Genomic DNA, 26807 nt, shown 5'->3' on the forward strand with positions numbered 1-26807 from the left:
GTTAATCCACCTCTGAACTCCGTTAATCCACCTCTGAACTCCGTTAATCCACCTCAAATACTCATTAACGGAGTTCAAAGACTCATTCATCTAGCTCAAAGACTCAAAATCCCGATTCCCCACTCGCCAACTTATGCAAACAAAAGGTCGTTCTCGCCATTTTATCTACACAGACTGGATATTAATCGAAACCCAGTTTGACCCTGAGCAATTGCACTCCAAAGAAACCGTCTTTACAATCGGCAATGGATACCTGGGAACAAGAGGCAGTTTTGAGGAAGGTTATCCTCATGCATTGCCAGCTACTTTTATTCACGGTGTCTACGATGATGTGCCTGTAGTATACACCGAACTGGTAAATTGCCCTGACTGGCTACCCTTGATAGTAATTGTAAATGGCGATCGCTTCCGTCTCGATCGAGGTGAGATATTGAGCTACGATCGCCAACTCGATCTGCGTCATGGACTACTGATTCGGGCCGTGCGTTGGCGCTCTCCCAGTGGGAACACCATAGACATCAGCTTTGAACGCTTTGCTAGTCTTGCAGATCCGCACGTGTTGGGGTTACGCTGCCATTTAACACCAATAGATTTTGAGGGGTTAATCGAAGTTCAAGCTAGCATCAATGGCTATCCAGAAAATCAGGGTTTCAATCACTGGGAAGAATTAGATCAGGGCAAGACTAACCAAGGAATCTGGTTGCAACGCCGCACGCGCAACTCTCGAATTGAACTCGGTATGGCAGCTAAGTTGACAATATTAGGCACTGAAGCATCTTTGCAAGTCAATACCGCACCTGGTTATCCTACCTTGAGTACAACCTTCTTGGCTAAAGCGCAGCAGACCGTAACGGTGGAAAAACTCGTGACCGTTTTTACCTCGCGGGAGATTGAAGCACCAGTTCCAGCAGCTCGAGAAAAACTCGCACAGCTGCCAGATTATGCAACATTACTAAAAGCTAATGAACAGGCATGGGATGAGGTTTGGCAGCAAAGTGACATCCTGATTGAGGGGGATAGCACAGCTACTTTTGCTGTTCGTTACAATCTGTTTCAACTGCTGATTGCTGCCTCACGGGATGATGACAGGGTGAGCATTCCCGCTAAAACCCTTTCGGGGTTTGGCTATCGCGGTCATGTCTTTTGGGATACAGAAATTTTTATGCAGCCTTTGTTTCTGTTTACCCAACCAGCGATCGCCCGCAACTTACTCAGTTACCGTTGGCACACCTTACCAGGAGCTAGACGCAAGGCAGGCCATTACAGTTATAAAGGGGCAATGTTTGCTTGGGAAAGTGCTGATACTGGAGATGAAGTGACACCACGTTGGTCTATCGGCAGTGATTTTTATGGTGAAGACGTGCGGATTTGGTGCCGCGATCGCGAAATTCATATCAATGCAGATATCCCCTACGCAGTCTGGAACTACTGGCAAGCCACTGGTGATGATGACTGGATGCAAAAGTGCGGCGCAGAGATTATCTTAGATGCCGCACTCTTTTGGGGTAGTCGAGTCGAATTCAATTCTGAGCGCTCACAGTATGAAATTCAGGGAGTAATCGGAGCGGATGAATACCATGAATTAGTCCACAACAACGCCTTTACAAACCGGATGGCGCAATGGCATTTAGAGAAAGCGATCGCCGTCTATGATTGGCTGGCTGATAAATTCCCCGAACGAGCCACCGAACTAGAACAGAAACTAAAGCTGACCCCAGAGGAGCGATCGCACTGGCAAGAGATTGTCGCCAAAATATTGTTTTTCTATGACCCATCAACAGGACTAATCGAGCAGTGCGAGGGATTTTTCCAATTGGAAGATATTAACTTAGCAGATTATGAACCACGCGATCGCTCCATGCAACCGATCTTAGGTATTGATAAAACCAACAAATCTCAAGTACTCAAACAGCCAGACGTATTAATGCTCCTATATTTAATGCGGGAATCAGCAGATTTTCCCTATAACGAAAAAGCATTGCAGACAAACTGGGACTACTACGCACCCCGCACTGATATTACTTATGGTTCGTCCCTTGGCCCAGCAGTTCAAGCGATTTTAGCTTCCGATTTGGGCAAATCAACTGAAGCTTACGAACAATTTATGCAGGCGTTAATGGTGGATCTTGAAGATAACCGAGGTAACACCAACGACGGAATTCACGGTGCTAGTGCTGGTGGGATTTGGCAAGCTGTAATTTTTGGATTCGGCGGCATCCAATTATCTGAAAATGGCCCTGTAGCCAACTCCCACCTACCCCCTGGTTGGACGCGCTTAAAGTTTAAACTGCACTGGCGCGGGAAATGGCACGACTTCGATCTAAATCGGGGACTAGGGACTGGGGACAAGGGGACAAGGGGAATCCCCAATCCCGAATATCCAATCCCCAATACCCAATCCCCAATACCCAATACCCAATTCCAGAGCGAAGCGACCGACAAACCCAACATCCAAGGATTCATCTTCGATTTAGATGGTGTACTAACAGATACAGCAGAACTTCACTATCTCGCTTGGCAGAAGCTAGCAGATGAAGAGGGTATACCGTTTAATCGAGAAGCTAACGAAGCTTTGCGGGGCGTATCCCGTCGTGCTTCTCTGATGGTGATTGTTGGGGATAGACCGTATTCGGAAGCACAAATCGAGGAGATGATGGAGCGCAAGAATCGCTATTATGTCGAATTGATCCAAAACATGACATCTCGCGATTTGTTACCAGGTGCGATCGCCTTGTTGGATGAATTGCGGCAAGCTGGTATTAAGATCGGTATTGGTTCAGCGAGTAAAAATGCCCAGACTGTGATTGAGCGATTGGGCATTATGAACAAAGTAGATGCGATCGCTGATGGTTACAGCGTACAAGAACCCAAGCCAGCACCCGACCTCTTTCTGTACGCAGCCAAGCAGCTAGGAATCGAACCAGCGCAATCTGTGGTTGTAGAAGATGCCGCAGCCGGTGTTGAAGCCGCTCTCGCTGCTGGGATGTGGGCAATAGGACTCGGCCCTGTTGAGCGAGTTGGAGCCGCTCATATTGTTTTACCCAGCCTAGAAGGTATTAAATGGGCTGACCTTCGAGAGCAATTGAGTAACATTTCCAAACGAAAACATTAAACAAATGAGAACTGCTTGATTACTTACAGCAGATTTCCAGGAAAGTGAAATAGACAAAGATTCGTCTTAAAGCCAGGTATAAAGTATGTTTTACTCCTGAATTCTGCTGTATTCAGTCCTAATTAGCCCAAAGAACTAAAACTACCTAAAACTACATTTAAATTACTGATAACTGCTAAACTCCAAAAGCTAATATCGTCTAAGTAGGGAATTTAAAACAAACTCCACTTTAGAAATTAGGAGCAAGAGCGTGAATTCGGACGATTTAGCTTTGCAGATAGAGAACATGCGTAAGCGCGTCGCCCTCTTGCAACGCCAGAACGAACAGCAAAAAGCACAAGCAGATATTCAACTCGTTACCGCAGTATTTCAAGAAGTTTACCTGGCTTTGGAAGAACTTCAACTAGTAAATGAAGATTTAAAGCAGCAGAATGAAGAATTATCCAAAACTCAACAGGCTTTGGTAGCAGAAAATCAACGCTACCAAGAATTATTTGAGGAAGTCCCAGACGCTTATTTTGTGACTGATACAAAAGGGATAATTCAGGAAGCTAACTCAGCCGCTACCACTCTGCTTAACATTTCTAAAAGTTCGTTGTTGGGCAAATCCATAGGTATTTTTGTACTTGAGAAAGAAATAATTGCTTTTCATTTGAAACTAAATCATCTGCGCGATCGCGCTCAATTCCCAGACTGGAAAATGCAAGAATGGGAAGTAACCCTGCGACCGCGTGACAAAACACCTATTATGGCTGCGGTTAAGGTTGCTGCTATCCGCAATCAATCTAGTGAGTTAGTTAGTCTGCGCTGGCTATTGCGCGACATTAGCGAAAGCAAGCGAACCCAAGCCAAGCTGCAATGGGCAGAAGAGGCGATGCGACAAGCGCTTGCTAAAGAAAGGGAGTTTAGCGAACTTAAATCCCGCTTGCTCACTATCACTTCCCATGAGTTTCGCACTCCTTTGGCTACCATCCACTCTTCTGCGGAACTACTAGAACATTATCGCCACCTCTGGAGCGAACAGCGACAACAGACTCACCTGCGTCGCATTCAAAAATCAGTTATGCATATAACCCAGTTATTGGATGATGTATTAGTGGTGAGTCAGGATGAAACAAGCAAGTTAGAGTTTAATCCAACACCGATAAATTTAGTGGAATTTTGCCGCGATTTATTAGAAGAATTACAACAGAGCGATCGCTCACAACATGCGATCGTTTTTAGCAGTGAGTGCCAATGCACAGAAGCTAATTTAGACGCGAAACTACTGCGCCAAATCTTGAGTAATTTATTCTCAAATTGTCTAAAATACTCTCCCATTGGTAGTACAGTTAGGTTTTCTGTAACTACTGCCAACGAGCAAGCTATATTTCAGACTCAAGACTCTGGTATTGGCATTCCTGCTGTTGACATTGAACACATCTTTGAACCGTTCCATCGCGCTAGTAATACAGCCAATATCCCAGGAATGGGATTAGGGATGTCCATTGTCAAGCAGGCTGTAGATTTACACGGCGGCGAGATTACAGTTGAAAGTGCGATCGATACGGGAACTACCTTTACAGTCATTCTGCCATTTTCAATAAATTTCCATGTATAGCTAACTAATAGACTTTTTGCAAAAGTCGGGGTAAAGGTGAAGGGGAAAAGGGTAAAGAAACTCAAAATCCTTTCCCTTTAGCCTTTACCCTTTACCCTAAGAGTGTAAAAATATATTTTTGCAAGAAGTCTAATCACTTTTATTTATCGAATTTAAAAACAAAAGTAATTGCTTGTATGCAAGAAGGTCTTTAAAGTGGAGTAAGCCGGTCAACAATAGGTTGATTGTAAAGTTTTTCTTCGCAGTAGCTTAGGGAAACAAACTCAAAGACTTTGTATCTTTAAATATGAGCTTAAAATATTACGCCTGTGGTAATCTCTAACAAATCAGAATATGCACTTCTAGCCCTGTTAGAGTTAGCAACCTGCTACCCTAACGGTGAAGCCCTACAAATTCGAGAGATAGCGGCATTGCAAGACATCCCGAACCGCTATTTAGAACAACTCCTGGCAACGTTAAGACGTGGAGGTTTAATTAAGAGTATACGCGGAGCCAAAGGTGGCTATGTTCTAGCACGAGATCCTGGAAAGATCACAGTGTTGGATGCTTTTAGCTGTATGGAAGGGTCAGATATTGCTGTATCTCCCTGTGAACCTGCTCCCAACACGGTAGAAGGTGAGCTAATTCAGGAAGTATGGCAAGAAGCACGTCAAGCTGCTAACTCTGTTTTAGCAAAATATACACTTCAAGACCTTTGTGAACGAAGATCGATCCGACAACAGAAGGAACTAATGTATTACATTTAGAAAGTAAAATTACTAGTTCGTAATACTTCGGCTACGCTCAGTACTAGTTCGTAATACTTCGGCTACGCTCAGTACTAGTTCGTAATACTTCGGCTACGCTCAGTACTAGTTCGTAATACTTCGGCTACGCTCAGTACTAGTTCGTAATTAAAAGGGCAAGATGAAAGTAAGAACGAGCAATCTGTGACGCTGTTATATGCCTGAAGTCAATTTTCAACAGCCGATAAATAGTGCTGCTACTCTTGTGGAGAGTTATGCAGCAGGAAAACGGAACTTTAGTAAAGCAGAACTGGGTAATGCTGATTTGCAAGGCGTTAACTTGAAAGGATCTGACCTAAGTTATGCTGACTTGAGTGAAGCTAACCTGAGTAACGCTAATTTGAGGGGAACTGATTTGAGCTTTGCCGATTTGAGTCAAGCTAATCTGAAGGATGCCGATCTTAGGGGAGCATTATTGATGTCAGCGAATCTCCGCCAAGCCGTTCTTAAAGGAGCGAACTTGGAAAAAGCAGATTGCGATCGCAACACCCATTTTCCCCAAGATTTCGACCCGATGAAAGCGGGTATGCAGATTAAATTTGAAGATTGATTAATTTAAGTTAAACGATCGTACTTGCCTCAAGATAGAAGATATTTCTCTCAAAAGAGTTGTATTTTGAGAGAAAAGCCTATCTATGAGGTTGACAATGGAGGCGAAAAATGAAACCCTCAACCGACGCGCACCACTAATCACTGCTGGCATTTTTCTTGGTGTGGGTCTTGGAGGGTTTATTGATGGAATTTTACTGCATCAAATCCTCCAGTGGCATCACATGCTCAGTAACATCAGGCCTCTGACAAATAGGGCGAATATAGATTTGAACATGGTGTGGGATGGATTATTTCATACCTTGGATTGGGTATTCACCGCGACTGGACTTGTGTTACTATGGCGTGCTGGAAGACGTGATGATGTTCCTTGGTCATCACAGACCTTTATTGGATCGATACTGATTGGTAGTGGATTGTTCGACTTAGTTGAAGGTTTAATTGACCATCAAATTCTGGGTGTTCATCATGTTAAACCAGGCCCAAATGAGTTAGCTTGGGATCTAGGATTTCTGGCATTCGGTGCGCTACTTGTTCTCATCGGCTGGCTAATGATAAAAAAAGAGTCAAGTGTCATTAGTCATTAGTCATTAGTCATTGGGTATGGGACAGAAGAGGCAGAGGAGGCAGAAGTTCTAAAATGTTTGAATTTTGAATACTTCGACAAGCTCAGTACAAGTTTTGAATTTTGAATTTTGAATTGATTTCTCCCCTGCTTCCCTGCTCCCTCCTATGACAGATACTTTTGAAAAAACTAGCTGGAATTGGCATTTGTCTCAATTCCAACAACAAGCGGGTGAATGGTGGGAATACCAGTTTTACCGCTTTGAACGGGCTTTACCAGAATTGCCTACTGGATGGTCAATTAGCCCAAGGCTTAGTGAATTGCTGAAATTCTTGTTTTGGCTGGTACTGGGATTATTTGTAACGTGGGTAGGTTGGCGATTATGGCGAGAATTCAGTCCCTATATATATTCTTGGCTAAATAGAAGTGGCAATCTCACTGATTTTCGCGTCAAAACTCGCTCCAATGAGTCATCCATAGCCCTTTTGTTGGAGCGATCGCAAGAATTTTATCGTCAAGGTAACTACCGTGAGGCTTGCCGTTGTGTTTATTTAGCGATGTTGCAGCAGTTGGATAAAAATGCGATCGCACCCCACAAACTCAGCCGTACTGATGGAGAATATTTGCAATTGCTGCGATCGTCTGTGACTTCCATACAGCCTTATGAAACTTTAATTACTACTCACGAGCAATTATGTTTTAGTAATGCTGAGATTTTGCCAGACAATTATGAGCAGTGTCGGCAAGCTTATCGAGAAATTTCCCCAGAATGAAAAAGAGACGTTACAATGCAACGTCTCTACACAAAACAAAGAATATTTTATATGAAGAATTCAGAACTCAGGAGCAAAGCCGGAGACGCTTTGCCAAGGCGTCAGAATTCAGTATGAATTCTGTACGAGTGGTTGACGAATATTGGTTAAAAGCGAGTGGAATAGTGGGCGGAAAAAATTAAAATATTCTCGCTTTAAAACTCTATTTCTTTATAGGTAGAGTATTCACCAATTCTGAATTCTGAATTCTGTATTCTGACTCCTGTATTCTGACTCCTGTTTTATTTGGCGAGAATTGCGATCGCCTTGTCCACAGCTTGCAAGGCAGTATTGACTTCCGCCTCTGTAACAATTAACGGTGGCACAAACCGGACTACTTTTGGCCCGGCTGGTACCAGCAATACACCCTCCTTGATAGCAGCATTGACGACATCGGCTGCGGTTATCTCGATGTTGGCTCGCAACTCCAAACCGTTGATTAAACCCCAACCCCGAACTTCGCCAATTTGCTGAGGATATTTTGCGGCGATCGCCTTCAATCCAGATCGCAACTGTTCGCCCCTGTCTTGGACATTCTGCAAAATATTTTCCCGTTCCAATGTCTGGCAAACACTGAGTGCTACACCACACACAAAAGGATTTCCGCCAAAGGTGCTAGCGTGTTCCCCTGGTTGAAAAACATCGCAGAATTTCTTGCTCATCATTGCACCGATGGGGACACCTCCACCTAAGCCTTTGGCACTGGTGAAAATATCCGGTTCAACGCCGAGATGTTCGTAAGCCCATAATTTGCCGCTACGTCCCATACCAACTTGCACTTCGTCGAAAATCAACAAAACGCCAGTTTCATCGCAAATTTGCCGGAGCTTTTTGAAATAGGCAACATCTCCTGGACGTACACCGCCTTCTCCCTGCAATGGTTCGATCAGAATTGCTGCTACCCGATAATCGCCTTCATCCAACTCGCTAATCGCCACTTCCACAGCGTTAATATCGTTGTAATTTACGTAGTGGAACCCAGGAACCAAAGGATCAAAGTACTTTTGATACTTCGGTTGTGCAGTGGCGGTAATCGTTGCCAAAGTCCGCCCGTGGAAACTGGCATTGGCGGTTAAAATAATCGGTTTTTCAATGTCTAATACTGTGTGGGCGTATTTCCGCGCCAGTTTAATTGCGGCTTCGTTAGCTTCAGCACCAGAGTTGCAGAAAAATACGCGATCGGCACAGGAACGATCGACAAGCCATTTTGCCAATTCACCTTGCTCAGGAATGTAATACAAATTAGAGACATGGTGCAGCTTTTGGATTTGGCGTGTTACCGCTTCTACCATCGCTGGGTGGGCATGTCCTAAAGTACAAGTAGCAATTCCCGCTACAAAGTCCAAATATTCCCGCCCCTGCGTATCCCAAACCCGGCATCCCGCACCCCGTTCTAGGGCTAAGGGAAACCGAGCGTAGGTAGACATGACAGCTTCATTAAAGCTATCTGTATCAAAGGGACTAGATGCTGACCCTGAATCTGGGGGGATGGTGGCTTGGTCAACGAGAGTTTGTAGGCTCACTACCGCTCCTCCTGAAAGTTTTTCATTATATAGTTATTTACTAGTTTCCTAGAAATCCCTAAAAAATACTTTTTATTTAGCACAACTCGTACTTCTTCTTAAACTAACGTTTATATGACCTCAAAGGCCTGGTGGTAGTGAAAAAACTTTGTACTCAACACTTGAGCAATTTAAAGCCATAGATCCCCGACTTCTTTAAAAAGTCGGGGATCTATCTCGATCGCGATTGACTGAGTAGCTTTGTGCAAATTCAGCAGGTTCTCTTGGTCAAACCTATCGGGGTAAGCCATTCTCCTACCTTCCAAGGTTATTTTGATGAGTGCTGCTTGCTCATCTGTGGGTGAATTCATTTCATCTATCACCCCTTCAAAAAATTGAATGGCGCTAAGTCCAGGAGATTTTAATTCCCTTCCTTCTCTTACCTGCCCAAGTACTAGCTGAGGGAATGCCATCAGAGAAGTAAGGTAGCTGACTTTGTATGCCGCACTCCCTGTAGGCTTAACACCGTATCGACGGCATAAGTCACGTAATTCTGGGATGGTTTTGATTTCTAACTCGGAACGCGCGAACATAAAATAGAGTTACCTCTTGTAAAAGTGGTATCGGTAGGTAACAACTTTTCCAGGGATGATAGCTACCGATTTAAACTTTATTTCGTTGTTAACATCGATTCCAGCGTTTTTCACATCTCTCAACAATGCCTAACCCTAAAGGTAAACCTGAAAATTTTGGAAATCAACCAAGTAAAGAACTAACCGAACAACTGAACTTTCGGGTTACTAAGGAAATGAAGGAAGAGGTGAAAGCACAAGAAGACCCTCCAGAATTCTGTAGACGCGCTATCCAAGAAGCACTAGATAAGAAAAAAGGTAAGTAGTCCTGAGTTATTGGACTATTAGTATAGATAACTTTAAAGTTAGTAGAAAACTAGAAAAAGTAGGCTAAAAGTACTATTTTTACCTCATTCTCAACACTTGAGCAAAAATATCAACGTATCCAAAAAGAGTTGATGGCTGGGGCGATCGCTCTTGGTGGTGTTTTCTTGATTGGCACTTTGTGGTACTGGTTAGTGGAGGGCTGGTCATGGGAAGATGCAGCTTACATGACAGTTATTACCTTAGCCACTGTGGGATACGGAGAGACGCACCCACTCGGTAGCCGAGGACGATTATTTACAATTGCCCTGATTTTGTTGGGTGTAGTCAATATCGGTTACATTGTCAACAGATTTACAGAAGCGATTATTCAAGGGTACTTTCAACAAGGAATTCGGTTACAGCAACAGAGGCGGTTAATGGAATCCTTAACAGAACACTACATCATTTGTGGATTTAGCCGGACTGGTCGGCAAATTGCCAAGGAATTTCGGACAGAAGGTGTAGCTTTTGTAGTAATTGATTCGGAGACGGAATCAATCCAAAGGGCGCAAGCTGAAGGTTATACAGCATACCAAGGTGACGCTACATTAGATGACACACTCCTAAAAGTTGGTATTGAACGGGCGATGTGTATTGTTGCAGCCCTTCCTTCTGATGCTGAAAATTTATACATAGTATTATCAGCAAAAACGCTGAATTCAGGAATTCGGGTGATCGCACGGGCAAGTACAGAAGAAGCTTTGCAGAAGTTACGACGCGGTGGTGCAGATGAAGTGATATCCCCCTATATTACTGGTGGGAAGCGCATGGCTGCTGCGGCTCTCAGACCCCAAGTATTGGACTTTGTAGATGGGATTTTGACTGGTGCAGACCGCCAGTTGTATATGGAAGAATTTTTACTCGACCCGGCTTTTTGTCCTGTTGTGGGTCAAAGTTTGCAAAAGGCAAGATTGCGATCGCAATCTGGGGCATTGGTTCTGGCAATTCACCGCATTGATGGAACTTTAATCGGTGGCCCCACTGGCGATACGATTTTAATGCCGGGAGATCGGCTAATTGGTATGGGTACAGCAGAGCAATTGCGTAGCCTAAATCAAATTCTCGGCCCAATGAATTCTAAGAAATTGCGACGACCGAAAAATATTTGATTTTATTTAATTACTTTTTTATACTAATTTAGGTATTGTTTGTATAAGTAAGTTGGCACAATAAAACCAAAAATGTGAAGAAAGATAAACTAGACTAAAACCCTTTTTCCTCCTGCCTAATGCCAACGACAAATTTTACGCCGACCTACTTAGTCTAATTACGTAAACAGATTTAGACTTTCCCAAATCGCCGCTCCCTTTGCTGGTAGGCACACAAGGCACGATGAAATTCGGCACGGTCAAAATCGGGCCAGAGAGCATCGGTAATATAAATTTCTCCATAAGCCATTTGCCAGAGAAGAAAATTTGAGAGGCGGATTTCTCCACTGGTGCGAATTAACAAATCTGGGTCAGTAATTCCGGCTGTGTATAAGTGGCTCTCAAACACCTGTTCATTAATTTCATCGGGTTGTAGCATACCTTGCTGAACTTGCTTTGCGATCGCCTGACAAGCTTGTAAAATTTCTTGCCGTCCACCATAATTAGTTGCCACGGAAAACCGGATACCACGATTATTCTTAGTTTCTTCCATTGAACGGGAAATTTCTTGTTGAAGCGATCGTGGTAGGTCTTGCAAATTCCCTACAAATTTAATTTGAACATTTTCTTCGACCATTTCCCGCAGTTCTTGACGCAAAACTCTTTGAAACAGAGTCATCAAAAAATCTACTTCTTCCTGCGGTCTTTTCCAGTTTTCCGTTGAAAAAGCATAAGCTGTCAACGCCTGAATTCCCCAATCCTGACAACAGCGAAGTAAATCCTTGAGAGCATCTACTCCTCGCTTATGACCCATAATTCGGGGTAGACCCTGACGTTTAGCCCATCGACCATTACCATCCATAATCACCGCAACATGCTGCGGCAATAATTCTCGTTTTAAATCGGTAGGTAAATCTTGCAGTTTAGTTTGTTGTAGTGTCATTTTTTATCTCGAGAAGCGGTCGATGGTAATCTGAGTAAACGTGAAACTAGTGCTAGTGTCTTCCCACCTATCCGACGAACAAAACTCAACAGACCAGGAGCAACTGCTTCCCTATCCACGGTTGGGGACAAAACAGCCTCTAATGACTCTTTCAGTTTCCTAATCGTCAGCGGTCTATTTAGGGTTCCCCGTTCCGCTAAGGAAATAGAACCCGTTTCTTCAGAGACAACAACACAAATGCAATTTTCGACCCGCTCAGTAATTCCCATTGCTGCCCGGTGGCGTGTTCCCAGCTGGCGCGAGGCTGTGCGTCCCGAAAGTGGTAAAATTATACCTGATGACACGATCCGTGAGCCACGAATCAATGTTGCTCCATCGTGTAACAAAGTTTTCGGCTGAAAAATTGTCTGAATTAGTTCTTTAGAAACTTCCGCATTTAGCTTTACTCCTGGCACAGAAAAATCTCGCTCATCAATTGGCCCTGTGGTTTCCACAATTAGTAAAGCTCCAATGCGGTTTTTTGACAATTCTTTAACAGCCTCAACAATTTCATCAATTACGCTATCAGATTTGGGGATTGCCAGACGGTCGGGTTGAAACAGCTGGCGGAATTCGCCACGCCCCAATTGCTCCAAAAACCGCCGGAACTCTGACTGTAGAGCAACTGCCATCGCCACAGCACAACCAATCACCAACTTTTCTAGTACAAAACTTAGCAGAGGTAGTCCGAATCTGCCACTGAGTGCTGAGGCTAGCATTAAGATAATGAATCCTCGCACCATCCATAGTGTCCGGCGCTCACTAATAATAACTAGTATCATGTACGTCAGCGCCAGCACTAACACAATATCCAGAGTCCCAAGTAGCAAGGACTGTGACCACCCCAGGTTTGTCAGCCATTGCTTCCACCAATCTCTCATGACATCTGGATTAAACTTTTGCCTCTAATTTACAGTTGGTCATTTGTTATTTGTCCTCTCTTACAAAGTTCTGATCGCCGGAAGCCGGCGCTCAGACTTTGCGCTTTGTCATTTGTCCTCGGTCATTTGCAAATGACCAATGACTAATGACCAAGGACAAATGACTATTTCTTTAGTCTTTCTGGTAGGCGATCTTGTCGAATTAAATCTTCATAAGTTTCACGTTGCAAAATTAAATTTGCTTCGCCATTTGCCACTACGACTGCTGCCGGTCGAGGCAAGCGGTTGTAGTTAGATGCCATACTGTAATTGTACGCACCAGTTCCCATAACTACGAGAATATCCCCTGGTTCAGTCTTTGGGAGTAGAGCATTTTTAATCAGAATATCTCCTGATTCACAATGTTTACCAGCAATTGTGACTGTTTGGGTTAAAGGTGAAGACATTTTATTGGCAACTACTGCCCGATAAACTGATTGGTAAGTAATCGGTCGGGGATTATCAGACATTCCCCCATCGATCGCTACATAGGTACGAATTTCTGGGATAACTTTGGATGAACCAATAGTATAAGCAGTGACGCAAGCTGTGGCAATTAGCGATCGCCCCGGCTCGCTAAGTAATTTTGGCAAAGGAAGATTTTCGGCTGCACAAGCTGCTTGAATTACTTCACAAATCGCCTTCACCCACTCTTCAATGCTGGGGGGATCGTCTGATTCTATATATTTAATCCCTAAACCGCCACCAACATTTAACTCTGTAATATTTAAACCATACTTCCCGGCATCCCGCAGCCACTGAACCATAACAGCCGCCAAATCTTGATGCGGTTGGCGCTCAAAAATTTGAGAACCAATATGAGCGTGTACTCCTACGCAATTCAGGGCAGGTTGTTGACTGACAAAGGTAAAAACTTCATCTAAATCGTTGGGATCAAAGCCAAATTTACTATCTAAGTGTCCCGTGCGAATATATTCGTGAGTGTGGCACTCAATACCGGGAGTTAGGCGTAGCATGATGCGGATTGACCGATCGGGTTGGGCGATTTCCACAAGGGTATGCAACTCATACCAGTTATCCGCCACAACGGTAACACCAGACTCGATCGCTAGAATTAATTCTTCACGAGATTTATTATTTCCGTGAAGATAAATTTTATCGGGACTAACACCCGCTTGCAAGGCGGTGTAAAGTTCGCCGCCAGAAACTACATCGATACCCAGACCCTCAGAAGCGGCGATCGCACAAACTGCTAAACAATTCCAAGCTTTTGAGGCGTACAATACTTGAGATTCACCCTTGTAGTATTGCTTGAAAGCATCTCGGTATTGCTGACAAGCCGAACGCAGGGTTTCTTCATCTAAAATATATAAAGGTGAACCAAACTGCTCAACTAGGGTTGTGACATCACACCCACCAATTTCCAAGAGGTCACGATGATGAACTCTGGCAGTCAAGGGTAAAAGTTCTTGATTAGGCGATGGATTTGCACTGGTGTCGTGCCTTTGAGGTAAATATTGACTTCCAGAATGTTGAACCCCAGTGGGGTGAGTCGATACCATAACTATAAAAGTTTTCCTTGTTCAAATTACGGGCTTTGAGTTCGTCTCCCGATTCCCAGTGTACAAAGGGTTTGTAACGTTATTCAATAAATGTGATTTCATTAGACTTAGAAATTAAATTACTGACATTAGAAAATCTCAGTGCTATTCTGGAACTCGATCGAGCCTGTTTTGGCGGACTTTGGACTCTGGACGGCTACAAACGAGAATTGGATAGTCCCAACAGCGATTTACTGGGTTTATTCTCTCCTGTCTATAATTCGAGACTACTGGGGATGGGTTGCTTTTGGTCAATTTTAGAGGAAGCCCATATTACAATTTTGGCAGTTCATCCCGAATATCAGCGTCAAGGAATGGGCGCGGCTTTATTATATTCACTCATTAAGACAGCTTGCGATCGCAAAATGGAGCGAGCTACCCTCGAAGTGCGAGCTTCCAACCTGGGGGCTATATCTTTATATCAAAAATTTGGCTTCAAAACAGCTGGGCGGCGGCGGCGTTACTACCAAGATAACGATGAGGACGCTTTAATCCTTTGGCTTCCAGATTTACAACACCCGAAATTTCAAGCAACTTTAGACCAATGGTATTCCATTGTCAGCGATCGCCTCGAAAAATCCTCTTGGCACTTGCTTTTTAAGTAAGTCCGCGAGAAGATTTATAACTATATTATTGCGTTCGCCCCTGGCGTTCCCGTTGGCGCAGCCTCTCGTAGAGAAGGGTACGGAGCAAAGAAAAGTGAAGCAATTACATGGGTTTTGAAGGTTTTACATTTTGTTATATAGTTAGCTTTATTTCTGCCTATCTATTTAGTTGGGTATGAGTAATTTTGGATTATTAGGGCTTGCGATCGGCTTCAGCAAAAAAATGTAACTTTGCCGCACCTATTTTTATTTAAATATTTTATTAAAAAAGTCAATTCTATAAAGAAATTATATATTAATTATTTTTGCTTGATATGAAAAAATATATATGTTAAATATAAATGTTTGGGATTGAGTCAAAAACCCTTAATCTGAACAGTCAACTATTTATAAGAAATCCCAAAAACGCTGGTAAACTAAAGCTCCTCAGTACACTAGCAAGATAAAAGTAGTCAATAGTTAACAATTAGCCCATCAACCCAAGTCATAGGTTCAGGATGTCTATAATCTGTTATACAGGCATCCAAAAGCTTTGCCTGTGCTAAAATCAGCATACCGGCACGACCGCAGATGATGGGATAAAGCCATGTTTGAGCGCTTCACAGAAAAAGCCATTAAGGTAATCATGCTGGCCCAAGAAGAGGCCCGCCGTTTAGGTCACAACTTTGTCGGAACCGAGCAGATCCTCCTGGGTCTGATTGGCGAAGGCACTGGAGTGGCTGCTAAGGTGCTGAAATCAATGGGCGTCAATCTCAAAGATGCCCGAATTGAAGTTGAAAAAATTATAGGACGGGGATCGGGCTTTGTTGCCGTGGAAATTCCGTTTACGCCACGGGCGAAGCGAGTTTTAGAACTTTCCTTGGAAGAAGCACGCCAACTGGGGCATAACTACATTGGCACCGAGCATCTGCTGTTGGGCCTAATCCGCGAAGGGGAAGGCGTCGCAGCCAGGGTGCTAGAAAACCTCGGTGTGGATCTATCTAAGGTAAGAACCCAAGTCATTCGGATGTTGGGAGAAACTGCCGAAGTTTCACCAGGCGGTTCATCCGGGCGCACAAAAACTCCTACTCTGGATGAATTTGGTTCAAACCTGACCCAAATGGCGATTGACAATAAGCTCGATCCGGTGGTAGGACGCGCCAAGGAAATTGAGCGAGTGATCCAGATATTGGGTCGCCGAACCAAAAATAACCCAGTGCTGATTGGGGAACCAGGGGTTGGTAAGACTGCAATCGCAGAAGGTTTAGCTTCACGCATTGCCACTAAAGATGTCCCTGACATCCTTGAAGATAAACGCGTCGTCACCTTAGATATTGGTTTGCTCGTAGCAGGAACCAAGTACCGGGGTGAATTTGAAGAACGCTTGAAAAAAATCATGGATGAAATCCGCTCGGCGGGTAATGTCATTCTCGTGATTGATGAGGTACACACCTTAATTGGTGCGGGTGCAGCAGAAGGTGCGATTGACGCAGCAAATATCCTCAAGCCAGCTTTGGCTAGAGGTGAGTTGCAGTGCATCGGCGCTACAACCCTAGATGAATACCGGAAGCACATCGAGCGAGATGCAGCCCTAGAGCGACGTTTCCAACCAGTAATGGTTGGCGAACCTACAGTTGATGAAACAATTGAAATTTTATATGGTTTGCGCGAACGCTACGAGCAACACCACAAACTGAAAATCTCCGACGAAGCATTGGTAGCGGCGGCGAAATTATCAGACCGTTACATTAGCGATCGCTACCTCCCAGATAAAGCCATCGACTTGGTTGATGAAGCTGGTTCTAGAGTGCGCTTGATTAACTCCCAATTGCCACCCGCAGCCAAAGAGTTAGACAAAGAACTGCGTCAGATATTAAAAGAAAAAGATGACGCGGTGCGCTCTCAAGACTTTGACAAAGCTGGGGAACTGCGCGATCGCGAAATGGAAATCAAAGCCGAAATTCGGGCGATCGCTCAAAGCAAGACCAATGCAACTGGCTCTGAACATGAAGAACCTGTAGTTACAGAAGAAGACATTGCTCACATTGTCGCTTCTTGGACTGGGGTACCGGTGAACAAACTCACCGAATCTGAATCTGAAAAGCTGCTGCACATGGAAGACACCTTGCATCAGCGTTTAATTGGTCAAGACGAAGCTGTGAAAGCAGTTTCACGGGCAATTCGTCGCGCTCGTGTCGGTTTGAAGAATCCCAACCGACCCATAGCTAGCTTTGTCTTCTCTGGGCCTACTGGTGTAGGTAAAACCGAGTTGGCGAAGTCCTTAGCTGCTTACTTCTTCGGTTCCGAAGAAGCGATGATCCGCTTAGATATGTCGGAATACATGGAGCGTCACACCGTCAGCAAGCTGATTGGTTCGCCTCCAGGTTATGTTGGTTATAACGAAGGTGGTCAGCTGACCGAAGCCGTGCGGCGGCGTCCTTACACCGTGGTGTTGTTCGACGAAATCGAAAAAGCCCACCCCGATGTATTCAACATGCTGCTGCAAATTTTGGAAGATGGTCGGTTAACTGATGCTAAAGGTCGCACGGTGGACTTCAAGAACACCTTGCTGATTTTAACTTCCAATATTGGTTCTAAGGTAATTGAAAAAGGCGGTAGCGGTATCGGGTTTGAATTTGCCGAAGATGTCACCGAGTCAGCTTACAACCGGATTCGCTCTTTGGTGAACGAAGAACTCAAGCAGTACTTCCGTCCAGAGTTCCTCAACCGACTCGATGAAATTATCGTCTTCCGTCAGTTGAGCAAGCCAGAAGTGACCCAAATCGCCGAAATTATGCTCAAGGAAGTATTTGGTCGTCTCACTGAAAAGGGTATCACCTTAGAAGTTAGCGATCGCTTTAAGGATCGGTTGATCCAAGAAGGTTACAGTCCCAGTTACGGCGCAAGGCCATTACGTCGGGCAATTATGCGCCTGTTAGAAGATAGCCTAGCAGAAGAAATTCTGTCTGGCCGCATTAAGGATGGCGATACAGCCTTAGTTGATGTGGATGAAAATGGCGTTGTGCAAGTTAGTTCTCAACAGCGCCGGGAATTGTTACCCCAAGGTGTTGAGTAAGATTTAGGGTTTGGGATTTAAATCTCAAATAAAAATTAGAAAACGGTAGAGTATTTATTGCTCTACCGTTTTTTTCGGTCTGCGTTAGTATATCGTTCACTAAACCGCCTTGTATTATAGCTTGGTAGTAGAATTAGGATACAACATGAACAAAGGAGCAAGGACGTGCAAGCCATACTTTTAAGCCGCGAAGAAGTTGGACGACGTGCGAAAGAACTATACGAAAATAGCATTCGTCAACAAGTGGAACGGGAAGAAAACATCGGTAAAATGGTGATTATCGATATAGAAACAGGTGAATACGCAATTGATAAAACGGGCTTAGAATCGGCACGATATTTACGTAATAAGCACCCATTTGCTCGACTTTTTGGTATTCGCATTGGTTATAAAGTTCGCTGTTTCCTTCAGTGGTGACATGGAGCGCGATTATCGGTGATTTCTGGTATTGTCAAGAACGGACATGCAACCGTTAATATCATATTTCGATTGCCCAATCAACCAAACTTTACTATTGAATTTGTTATCAATACAGGTTTTACAGAGTTTCTTTCCTTACCCCCAGCAGCAGTTACTCTATTGAGTTTTCCTTTTGTGTACGATATATATGCAAATTTAGCTGACAATAGTAATGTAATCTTGCCAGTACATCAAGCTACCATTATTTGGAATGGAAAAGAACAGGTAGTAAATGTACTTGCTACAGAACGGCTACCTCTATTAGGAACTGCTTTACTTGATGGGTATGAACTTGTTATACAGTTTATCGAGGGCGGTTTAGTAACAATTGATGAATTGTAGTTGCTTTCTGGATATATCGATTTTCTATCAACAGCAATTTACTACGTTGCTCAAATACAGAGGTCAAGATAACTCTAGAAAACAAATAGAAGCCGTTGCTATTGACCTGGATATTGCAAAGCAAAACCTATTTGTTTGGCCTACTCAAGCAGCATAGGTTTTTATTTTTTCAACAGAGGCTACTTAACACTTCGCTATGCGGAATAAGTGATAGGATAGGTTGGGTTGAAGAGGTTTCCCCTAAACTGAATTGTGGGATGTCTCCAGATCAAGTGAGGAGGTTTACATTGCATTGCTTTTCTCTTGTAAAAATTGCTTAAGTCATTACGTAAAAACAGAAAATTTCTGTTATTTTGCCTTTTTCAACAGTAAAATTTAACCCTCCAGGGCTGGGTTTTTCAACTATATAATTTAAATTAGTAACTTTACCATTTTGGGAAATTTCAGTTTTTCCATAGGTTTTAATCACTTTTGATTGTTTGTCGCCTACTTTTACTCCATCTATGGTGGAATATTTAGAACGAGTTGCTTTGATTTGATAAACGGTAAAATTACCTGGTTTAGCACCTTCATCTAAATCAACTGTGATCCCTGCGTATTTTAGAGTACGAACTTTACCAATAGCAGCTATAAAGCCATTTTCTACTTTTATAGGTTTACCTAAAATTTTTCTGACTTGTGCTTCGGACATAGAAAGTTTTACGCCACCTATTCCTAGACGTTCAATAGTTATTCCTGTTGATTGATTGTTAGGATTCTGAGAAATTTGATAATTAGTGGTGGTAGCAGTTACTTGACTATGGGTGTAGCTAGTCAAGGGAATAACAAAAGTAGCGATGCCTACGGCGGACTGCGCCAACACCAACGAAATTTCTCTTAACATAATTGCATACTCGACTATTTTATAGTTACCAAGCTGTTACCTCAGCCTGTGTATCAGTATTATCACATGCTTTCTGGGATATCTTTATCTTCAATCAATCGACTTATTCTGAATTACACCTGAAGTGCCTTTAAAATGGAAAAATATTAAGAATTATTGGGAGGAATCAATCGTCATGAGTGTGATAATTGCTAAGTGGACGATTGACGAATATCACCGCATGATTAAGGCTGGCATTTTGAGCGATCGCCTTTTATAGGTAATTAGTGCAAATACGCATCAGCAAACCAAGTTTAGAAATTGGTCAATTTACTACGTTGCTCAAATACAGAGGTCAAGATAACTCTATAAAACAAATAGAAGCCGTTGCTATTGACCTGGATATTGCAAAGCATTCTCTTGTAAAAATTGCTTAATTTATCACGTAAAAACAGAAAATTTCTGTTATTTTACCTTTTTCAACAGTAAAATTTAAACCTCCAGGGCTGGGTTTTTCAACTATATAATTTAAATTAGTAACTTTACCATTTTGGGAAATTTCAGTTTTTCCATAGGTTTTAATCACTTTTGATTGTTTGTCGCCTACTTTTACTCCATCTATGGTGGAATATTTAGAACGAGTTGCTTTGATTTGATAAACGGTAAAATTACCTGGTTTAGCACCTTCATCTAAATCAACTGTGATCCCTGCGTATTTTAGAGTACGAACTTTACCAATAGCAGCTATAAAGCCATTTTCTACTTTTATAGGTTTACCTAAAATTTTTCTGACTTGTGCTTCGGACATAGAAAGTTTTACGCCACCTATTCCTAGACGTTCAATAGTTATTCCTGTTGATTGATTGTTAGGATTCTGAGAAATTTGATAATTAGTGGTGGTAGCAGTTACTTGACTATGGGTGTAGCTAGTCAAGGGAATAACAAAAGTAGCGATGCCTACGGCGGACTGCGCCAACACCAACGAAATTTCTCTTAACATAATTGCATACTCGACTATTTTATAGTTACCAAGCTGTTACCTCAGCCTGTGTATCAGTATTATCACATGCTTTCTGGGATATCTTTATCTTCAATCAATCGACTTATTCTGAATTACACCTGAAGTGCCTTTAAAATGGAAAAATATTAAGAATTATTGGGAGGAATCAATCGTTATGAGTGTGATAGTTGCTAAGTGCACGAATGACGAATATCACCGCATGATTGATGCTGGCATTTTGAGCGATCGCAAAGTTGAACTACTCAAAGGATAAATTGTCGAAATCTTCGCAGAAGGAGAATCTCACGCTTATAGTAGTGGCAAAGCTGGTGACTTGTCTAATAATCATTCTCAAAATATTTGATGCAGAGACACGATTTTACTCGCATCTCTACAATGTCTTTTCATGAGTTTTTATTCTGCGTTCACAAATTCCAAATATCCATTGCTAAGTTCTTTAACTGCCAAATCATAAAATTGCTTACCATGTTCTGGCGTTGCTAAAGCCGGATTCGATCCCATACGTCCATCTGGATAACGCACTCGAAAGTCAGCAGCGCTATAAATCCGATGTCCGCTTGCAACTTCTGGTGAAAGGGGTGCTTGCTTAATCGCCTCTGGATAAACGTACTGGGTGAGAGCTACTTCACTTGGCGTTGCATGAGAACCTTCTCGATCCCCATATAATTCTTTAGCTAGCTTATATACAGAACCGCACATAAACCAGTTTGCCACTTGACATTGCACCTGTTGAGCATTGGCAATCTGCAAATCTTCTAAATGAGCGTAAGTTTCTGAAAAAGCCGCTTTCAGGGTAGCAATATTACCGCCGTGTCCGTTAATAAAGTAGAATTTGCTAAAACCAGCTTTGGCTAAACAAGTTACATAATCTCGCACTACTTGAATTAAAGTGCTGGGACGCAGACTAATTGAGCCAGGAAAGGCAGTATGATGTAGTGCCATCCCCACATTGATTGTAGGCCCCACGATCGCTTGAGTTGCATCACCCACACCATGAGCGATCGCTTCTGCACAAATAGCATCAGTACCAATTAACCCCGTTGGGCCGTGTTGTTCTGTGGAACCAATAGGAAAAATAATCCCCTTTGACTGCTGTAAATAAGCTTCGACTTCTTGCCAAGTACTTAAATGCAGTAACATTGTTAATGATTTTCCTCAATAAAATTGCGGTGGGATCAAACATTTTGCTGCTAAACTCCCACTAATACGATTATGAACTCTCTGGATTTTCTCTGCTGGCGATCGCACAAAATCCCCGACAACTTTTGTGAAATCGGGGATCTTTGTTTTCTGCCAAATTTGGAGAGAATTAGACGATCTATTTCTACGAATATTTTTTAGATAATGGAGTCGCAACGAGTTTTGACAGAGATATATATAAACAATTTGCCGATTCTGCCATTTTATACTACGATACTCGTCGGTAAACTTCCATAATATAAATCAAAATTGATTTATGAAATCTTGCTTTTCTGGATAATCAAGAAAAAAGTCGCTCAATTTTGATTTTTTACTACTCGAAGTAATAATGCTTTTTTACGTTACTTGTAATTTCCCATGTACAGGACATACCAGCGGGAAAAATCACTAAATCGCCTTTACCCATTTGCACTGGTTCTTCCCGATCGGGAGTAACAAGTACGTCACCTTCCAAAAAATAGCAAGTTTCTTGAGAATCATAAGTCCAAGGGAATTTGGAAACTTCCTTTTTCCAAATTTACCATTTCAATACACCTAATTCATTGAGATATTCAAGTCTTAAGTTGCTGCTCAATTTTTATTTCCATATTAGTTATTTCTCGTTATATTCAGCAGTAAGATTGAATATCCTCTCCACACTGATCTACTAAATAACACAAAGCGCGAAAACGCAAGTAGACAAGTTCGTTATAAAGCGGATTCAGTTTGCACATTGGCGGAATGTGTCCTATTTTGCGACCAAAAAGCATGACATCACGCTCGAATGGACACTGGGCGGGAATTAGTTTAGCAATAAATTTAGCTAATTTCTGATTCTGAATCTCAATTTTGTCAAGCCATTGACGTAATGGTTGCAGTAAATCTAATTTTGGTTGAACAAATTGCTTTTTACTAGCTGTTTGATTTTTTTCTTCTAAAGGTTTAATGAAAGCAGGCAGAAAAATACGTTGATTCTGTGTTTTAAGCATAGTTTTAGGCAAGGTTTTCCTTGTGAATATGAACTATTTGCCGATTGAAAATCTTGCCATGTAATATGTTTAGTCAATTTGCACTCTGCTTGTAGATTAAGAAGCAAAGTAAGCATAATGCAAACAATTTACATGCATCTTTGGGAAGAGAAATGGTTTAACTAATTGTTATTTAAGCCCACCAAATCATGAAGAACTGTCCCGTTAAATACAAAATAACAAAGAAAATATAAAAATGGCATTTCTTTAACTTATGGATTTCTAATCTGAAAAATAGCAATTTTATATATTAAATATAAATGCCTGGTTCGGAAACTGACTAGTATCTAAAGATGTAGTTTATGGCACACAAACACAGTTTTGTTCTGACCCCACATACATTTCGGTAGGATTAGCCCCTAATATCTTTCGATTTTAGGGTATTGAATATCTTTCATTTTGTCTGATATGCTACACCAGCTAACCTAAATATTATCTAATAAGTAATGATAAATCGATTGATAAGTCAAAATTAATGTAGTTAATTATACAAGCATGGAACCGCTTGTACTGAATAATTCTCCAGTTTTTATAATCCACTTTGTCCAACTACTCACAGTGAGATTTAGCCGTTAGCACAGCCTTTGTAGAAAAGTATTGGCTATTCTCCTCAGTCCTCACTCCCTGATGATGAAAAACTTAATTATTTAAAATATCTTAACCCGGTATTAACCTGATATTTGTTGATATATTCTACATTCTGTTGCTCTAATTTTGTCAGCAATTTAACTGGAAATGTCTTTGGTGAATATATAGGACGATACCAAAGTTGGTTATTAAAGTAATTTTGCAATTCAATATTCTCAAAACGGCGACCATGACTGGCAAAAATCGAATTTCGCATAATATCGAGTTCAAAACCGCTTTTACCATCCAAATCTGCATCAGTTACAAGTCTTTGAGAAAGCCAGAAATAATTGTTGAGAGTTGTGCTATCAACAGGTGGTATTGATGTAGTTGAGGAAGATGATTGAGTTGGAACAGATGGGGTCGTTGGTGTCAATGTGGGAGTTTCTATCACTGGACTTGTAATATTTGACGGTGTTTCTGAAGGTAATACCGTTTTGTCTGCTGTAGATTGAGAAGATTTGGATAACACTTGACTAATAATCACAGATGCACCAATTAACCCACCTGCAATCAAACTGCCTATGAGAATATTATTCTGACTATGACTACTTTGAGGGCTAGGCTGTGGTTTGACAGATGCTGTCTGAGGTGGCGGTGCAGAGACTACAGTTGGTTGAGTTAACAGGGGTTGCGTTGGTGGAATTGGATTTGCTATGCTCTGCAAAGAATCCAGCATTGCTCTAGCTGTGGGATAGCGATCGCGTGGATGATAAGCGATCGCCCGCTCGATTACTCTTGTCATAATTGGGCTAACATGACTGGCATATTGCCGCCAGACAATTTCACCCGTTTGAGAATCGGTTTCTAGTTGTTGCGCCTGTTTACCAGTCAACAAATAAATTACCGTCATTCCTAAACTGTATAAATCACTAGAATAAACTGGTCTACCTGCGGCTTGTTCGCTCGGCATATAGCCAGGTGTACCAATCACAATGGAACTGGTAAGATTACCTTGAGAATTCACCACTGTTCCCATTGACTCCCGCACAGCACCAAAATCAATCAGCACTGGTTTAGCATCCCGATGACGCACAATAATATTATCTGGCTTAATATCGCGGTGAACGATATGCTTAGAGTGAACGTAATCCAGGACGGGTAATAAATTCATAAACAATTCCTGGACAGCGCCTTCACTAAATAGCCCCTGCTTCTGGACTTTTGCGGTTAAAGTATCCCCTTCAACCCATTCTTGAACTAAGTAAAATTGTCCACCTGAAGAGAAGTAAGCATATAATGCCGGAATTTGGTCATTTGTGCCACCGAGTTCTTCTAAAATAGCTGCTTCGCGTTGAAACCTCTCTTGTACTAACTGATAAATTTGGGGATTGTTGTGAATCGGTCTTAGCTGTTTAACCACACAATGGCGCTTTGAAGGCATATAGGTGTCTTCAGCTAGATAAGTTTCACCAAACCCACCAGCACCCAGTGTGCGGATAACTTGATAGCGATCGTTCAGCAGCTGTATTGTCATGGGAGATTACAAGCGATATTCATAAGATAGTTTTCCCCAAAACTACCTTCATTTCAAATCTAGTAATCCTTCTTCTTTCAATTTAGGATTGAAGCGAATCTGCATTTGCAAACCTCGCACTTCTAACAATTGCGTTGAAATTTCTGCTTCTACTCTCCGTGCCACATTTTTAAGAACTTTTATTTGTGCTAATTCATCATTAGCTGGATTTTCATATTTCGCCTGTTCTTCAGGTGTCATTACAACTTTGACATCAATGGGATGAGTCCATTTTTCCTTTTGATCCCCATTACCCCAAGGTACACTGCCATTTTCAGCAATCCAAGCATTTTCAGTATTTTCTAAAATTGTGCGACTAGGACGTTCAATAGTTTGAACTTTCACCCAATAGCATTGCTGTGGCTGACGAACTAAATGCTGTTTAAGGCTGAGGTAAACATCACGAGAGTATCCTACAAATTGCAGCACTTTTTCTTGGTCAAAGATCGCATATACTCCGATTTTACCTTGAAATTGTTCGGGTAATTGGCCGCGATCGTCTATATAAGGTGTATATTCCAGACTTGCCAAAGAAGAAAGATTTGTTTCAGAAGCCATACATTAAATATTAAACTTACTATTTGCCTTCAGGATTGAAAATTGCGAATTAGAAAAAATTATCTTTAAAATTATTCATTACTTAATTTTTGGTAAATTGCACAAAGGCGGCTGGGTTTAAAAATCTTAGCACTGAACATGAAATTTGCTGGCACATTAATGATGACATACTCATCAGATTCATGATATTTTTCAAATTCTGCTGGCATTCCTTTAGTAGTAGTTAAGCTATAAGGAACTGGTTGGAAAAGTAATTTTGTAAAATTAAGTTGCTCACACTCCAACTGTTGGCAAATTTGATTCAAGAAAGCAACGCTTGTTAATAAATTGAATAAAGTTTCTTGAGCTTGTGCTTCAAGAGTAAAACTTCCATCAAAGTTCTGAACAATTTTAAGGGCCATTTTCTGTATTAATAATTAGTTATTAACGACTAAGTGATGATAGAGCATAAGCAACATGTTACACAGTCATCCAAATGTAATGTGCAACGAAGCCTATCTTCTTGTGCAGATAAACTTGGTTAAAAATAACCACTTTAAGATCAGCCTATTGGATTATGGGACTTCTGTCAGCTATACGATAAAGCTGGTATCGTTAAGAATCATGAAGTTTAGCAATCTAGTCAAGTCTTGGGAAAATACCTCATTTCAATCAACCTGTATATCATTGGTCACAAGTTAAGGTTGTGAGCCAGTTGTCAAGGGGATTTTAGAAGGTGCTTGAAAGAAAAATTCTTTGGTTTTATTTGGGCTTAATTTTTGTCTAAGTCCCACTAACTATCCCTTCATTTGCTATAACCCTCTTCTGTCACTTTCCGGGTATTCTAAATAAAAGATATTAGAAGAAAAAACTCTATTCAGGTAAGTAGGGCAATGGATGTAGAATTACAAATCCTGAAACATCTGGCAAGAGATGCCCATCCAACAATTACGCTCGTAGATGAATATTGAATCATCTAAGTTGTGCCATGAACCAATTTAAACCCTTTTTTGCTTCTGGATGATTTTACTCCTGAACTACTTGCTTATCTCGGAGAGTGACAGAAGAGGGATAAATAGTGGCACAGTTAAAACTTTAGGATTTTGATGAGAAACAAAAAGCCCCAGGCGGGATGAGCTTGGGGCTTAAAGTTAGAATTAT

The 26807-nt window shown here is 41.9% G+C and carries 24 protein-coding genes and 2 pseudogenes; 13 read left to right on the forward strand and 13 right to left on the reverse strand.

Annotated elements, in window-relative coordinates:
• Nucleotides 1–133 precede the first annotated feature (133 nt).
• The 6 genes from pgmB (at nucleotide 134) to RM368_RS18165 (ending at nucleotide 7384) form a co-directional block, all read left to right on the forward strand.
• Nucleotides 134–3112 carry a beta-phosphoglucomutase gene (pgmB, locus tag RM368_RS18140; RefSeq protein ID WP_322695351.1) on the forward strand — a complete coding sequence of 993 codons (2979 nt, stop codon included), beginning with the start codon at nucleotides 134–136 and terminating at the stop codon, nucleotides 3110–3112.
• A 250-nt stretch (nucleotides 3113–3362) separates the two neighbouring features.
• Nucleotides 3363–4712: an ATP-binding protein gene (locus tag RM368_RS18145; protein WP_322695352.1), complete on the forward strand. Its 1350-nt coding sequence runs from the start codon at nucleotides 3363–3365 to the stop codon at nucleotides 4710–4712.
• A gap of 308 nt (nucleotides 4713–5020) precedes the next feature.
• Entirely contained in the window at nucleotides 5021–5458 is a 438-nt protein-coding gene (locus tag RM368_RS18150; protein ID WP_322695353.1) for an Rrf2 family transcriptional regulator, read from the forward strand.
• A 196-nt stretch (nucleotides 5459–5654) separates the two neighbouring features.
• Entirely contained in the window at nucleotides 5655–6047 is a 393-nt protein-coding gene (locus RM368_RS18155; RefSeq protein WP_322695354.1) for a pentapeptide repeat-containing protein, read from the forward strand.
• Nucleotides 6048–6144: 97 nt separating this feature from the next.
• Nucleotides 6145–6633 carry a DUF2243 domain-containing protein gene (locus RM368_RS18160; protein ID WP_322695355.1) on the forward strand — a complete coding sequence of 163 codons (489 nt, stop codon included), beginning with the start codon at nucleotides 6145–6147 and terminating at the stop codon, nucleotides 6631–6633.
• A gap of 145 nt (nucleotides 6634–6778) precedes the next feature.
• Nucleotides 6779–7384, forward strand: a complete 606-nt coding sequence (locus RM368_RS18165; protein ID WP_322695356.1) for a DUF4129 domain-containing protein — start codon at nucleotides 6779–6781, stop codon at nucleotides 7382–7384.
• A 281-nt stretch (nucleotides 7385–7665) separates the two neighbouring features.
• On the opposite strand, the gene RM368_RS18170 is transcribed toward RM368_RS18165, so the two are convergent.
• Nucleotides 7666–8946: an aspartate aminotransferase family protein gene (locus RM368_RS18170; RefSeq protein ID WP_322695357.1), complete on the reverse strand. Its 1281-nt coding sequence runs from the start codon at nucleotides 8944–8946 to the stop codon at nucleotides 7666–7668.
• Nucleotides 8947–9116: 170 nt separating this feature from the next.
• The gene (locus tag RM368_RS18175; RefSeq protein WP_322695358.1) at nucleotides 9117–9518 is read right to left on the reverse strand and encodes a hypothetical protein; all 402 of its coding nucleotides are present in this window, start codon (nucleotides 9516–9518) and stop codon (nucleotides 9117–9119) included.
• A gap of 125 nt (nucleotides 9519–9643) precedes the next feature.
• Between RM368_RS18175 and RM368_RS18180 the strand changes: the two genes are divergently transcribed.
• Nucleotides 9644–9823, forward strand: coding sequence for a hypothetical protein (locus tag RM368_RS18180; protein WP_322695359.1), 180 nt, complete (start codon nucleotides 9644–9646; stop codon nucleotides 9821–9823).
• A 132-nt stretch (nucleotides 9824–9955) separates the two neighbouring features.
• Nucleotides 9956–10972, forward strand: coding sequence for a potassium channel family protein (locus RM368_RS18185; RefSeq protein WP_322695360.1), 1017 nt, complete (start codon nucleotides 9956–9958; stop codon nucleotides 10970–10972).
• Between the two features lie 172 nt (nucleotides 10973–11144).
• Here RM368_RS18185 and RM368_RS18190 read toward each other — a convergent pair whose 3' ends face one another.
• From RM368_RS18190 to lysA, 3 genes are all read right to left on the reverse strand, one after another.
• A complete protein-coding gene (locus tag RM368_RS18190; protein ID WP_322695361.1) occupies nucleotides 11145–11894 on the reverse strand; it encodes an isoprenyl transferase in 750 nt (249 codons plus the stop codon).
• Nucleotides 11891–12814, reverse strand: a complete 924-nt coding sequence (gene cdaA / locus RM368_RS18195) for a diadenylate cyclase CdaA (protein WP_322695362.1) — start codon at nucleotides 12812–12814, stop codon at nucleotides 11891–11893. The genes RM368_RS18190 and cdaA overlap by 4 nt, the downstream gene beginning before the upstream one ends.
• A gap of 164 nt (nucleotides 12815–12978) precedes the next feature.
• Nucleotides 12979–14376, reverse strand: coding sequence for a diaminopimelate decarboxylase (lysA, locus tag RM368_RS18200; RefSeq protein ID WP_322695363.1), 1398 nt, complete (start codon nucleotides 14374–14376; stop codon nucleotides 12979–12981).
• Nucleotides 14377–14468: 92 nt separating this feature from the next.
• Here lysA and rimI point away from each other — a divergent pair, with 92 nt between their 5' ends.
• From rimI to RM368_RS18220, 4 genes and pseudogenes are all read left to right on the forward strand, one after another.
• On the forward strand, nucleotides 14469–15020 hold the full coding sequence (gene rimI, locus RM368_RS18205; RefSeq protein ID WP_322695364.1) for a ribosomal protein S18-alanine N-acetyltransferase: 552 nt from the start codon (nucleotides 14469–14471) through the stop codon (nucleotides 15018–15020).
• Between the two features lie 586 nt (nucleotides 15021–15606).
• Nucleotides 15607–18075: an ATP-dependent Clp protease ATP-binding subunit gene (locus RM368_RS18210; RefSeq protein WP_322695365.1), complete on the forward strand. Its 2469-nt coding sequence runs from the start codon at nucleotides 15607–15609 to the stop codon at nucleotides 18073–18075.
• Between the two features lie 165 nt (nucleotides 18076–18240).
• Nucleotides 18241–18514 (forward strand): annotated as a pseudogene (locus tag RM368_RS18215) (hypothetical protein).
• Complete coding sequence (locus RM368_RS18220) at nucleotides 18511–18876, forward strand: clan AA aspartic protease (RefSeq protein WP_322695366.1); 366 nt, start codon at nucleotides 18511–18513, stop codon at nucleotides 18874–18876. Before RM368_RS18215 ends, RM368_RS18220 begins: the two are co-directional and overlap by 4 nt.
• Before the next feature lie 316 nt (nucleotides 18877–19192).
• On the opposite strand, the gene RM368_RS18225 is transcribed toward RM368_RS18220, so the two are convergent.
• The gene (locus RM368_RS18225; protein WP_322695367.1) at nucleotides 19193–19759 is read right to left on the reverse strand and encodes a hypothetical protein; all 567 of its coding nucleotides are present in this window, start codon (nucleotides 19757–19759) and stop codon (nucleotides 19193–19195) included.
• A gap of 124 nt (nucleotides 19760–19883) precedes the next feature.
• On the opposite strand from RM368_RS18225, the gene RM368_RS18230 reads away from it, so the two are divergent.
• Nucleotides 19884–20018, forward strand: coding sequence for a hypothetical protein (locus tag RM368_RS18230; protein WP_322695368.1), 135 nt, complete (start codon nucleotides 19884–19886; stop codon nucleotides 20016–20018).
• A 153-nt stretch (nucleotides 20019–20171) separates the two neighbouring features.
• On the opposite strand, the gene RM368_RS18235 is transcribed toward RM368_RS18230, so the two are convergent.
• From RM368_RS18235 to RM368_RS18270, 7 genes and pseudogenes are all read right to left on the reverse strand, one after another.
• Complete coding sequence (locus RM368_RS18235; RefSeq protein WP_322695369.1) at nucleotides 20172–20738, reverse strand: hypothetical protein; 567 nt, start codon at nucleotides 20736–20738, stop codon at nucleotides 20172–20174.
• A gap of 414 nt (nucleotides 20739–21152) precedes the next feature.
• Nucleotides 21153–21899, reverse strand: a complete 747-nt coding sequence (locus RM368_RS18245) for a creatininase family protein (RefSeq protein WP_322695370.1) — start codon at nucleotides 21897–21899, stop codon at nucleotides 21153–21155.
• A 373-nt stretch (nucleotides 21900–22272) separates the two neighbouring features.
• A pseudogene (locus RM368_RS18250) lies at nucleotides 22273–22546 on the reverse strand (cupin domain-containing protein).
• 21 nt (nucleotides 22547–22567) lie between these two features.
• Complete coding sequence (locus tag RM368_RS18255; protein ID WP_322695371.1) at nucleotides 22568–22927, reverse strand: Mo-dependent nitrogenase C-terminal domain-containing protein; 360 nt, start codon at nucleotides 22925–22927, stop codon at nucleotides 22568–22570.
• Nucleotides 22928–23609: 682 nt separating this feature from the next.
• Entirely contained in the window at nucleotides 23610–25070 is a 1461-nt protein-coding gene (locus RM368_RS18260; RefSeq protein ID WP_322695372.1) for a protein kinase domain-containing protein, read from the reverse strand.
• A 48-nt stretch (nucleotides 25071–25118) separates the two neighbouring features.
• Nucleotides 25119–25667, reverse strand: coding sequence for a GIY-YIG nuclease family protein (locus tag RM368_RS18265; RefSeq protein WP_322695373.1), 549 nt, complete (start codon nucleotides 25665–25667; stop codon nucleotides 25119–25121).
• 71 nt (nucleotides 25668–25738) lie between these two features.
• Complete coding sequence (locus tag RM368_RS18270; protein ID WP_322695374.1) at nucleotides 25739–26068, reverse strand: hypothetical protein; 330 nt, start codon at nucleotides 26066–26068, stop codon at nucleotides 25739–25741.
• Nucleotides 26069–26807 lie beyond the last annotated feature (739 nt).

The sequence above is a fragment of the Nostoc sp. DedSLP03 genome (assembly GCF_034530815.1).
GTDB lineage: Bacteria > Cyanobacteriota > Cyanobacteriia > Cyanobacteriales > Nostocaceae > Nostoc.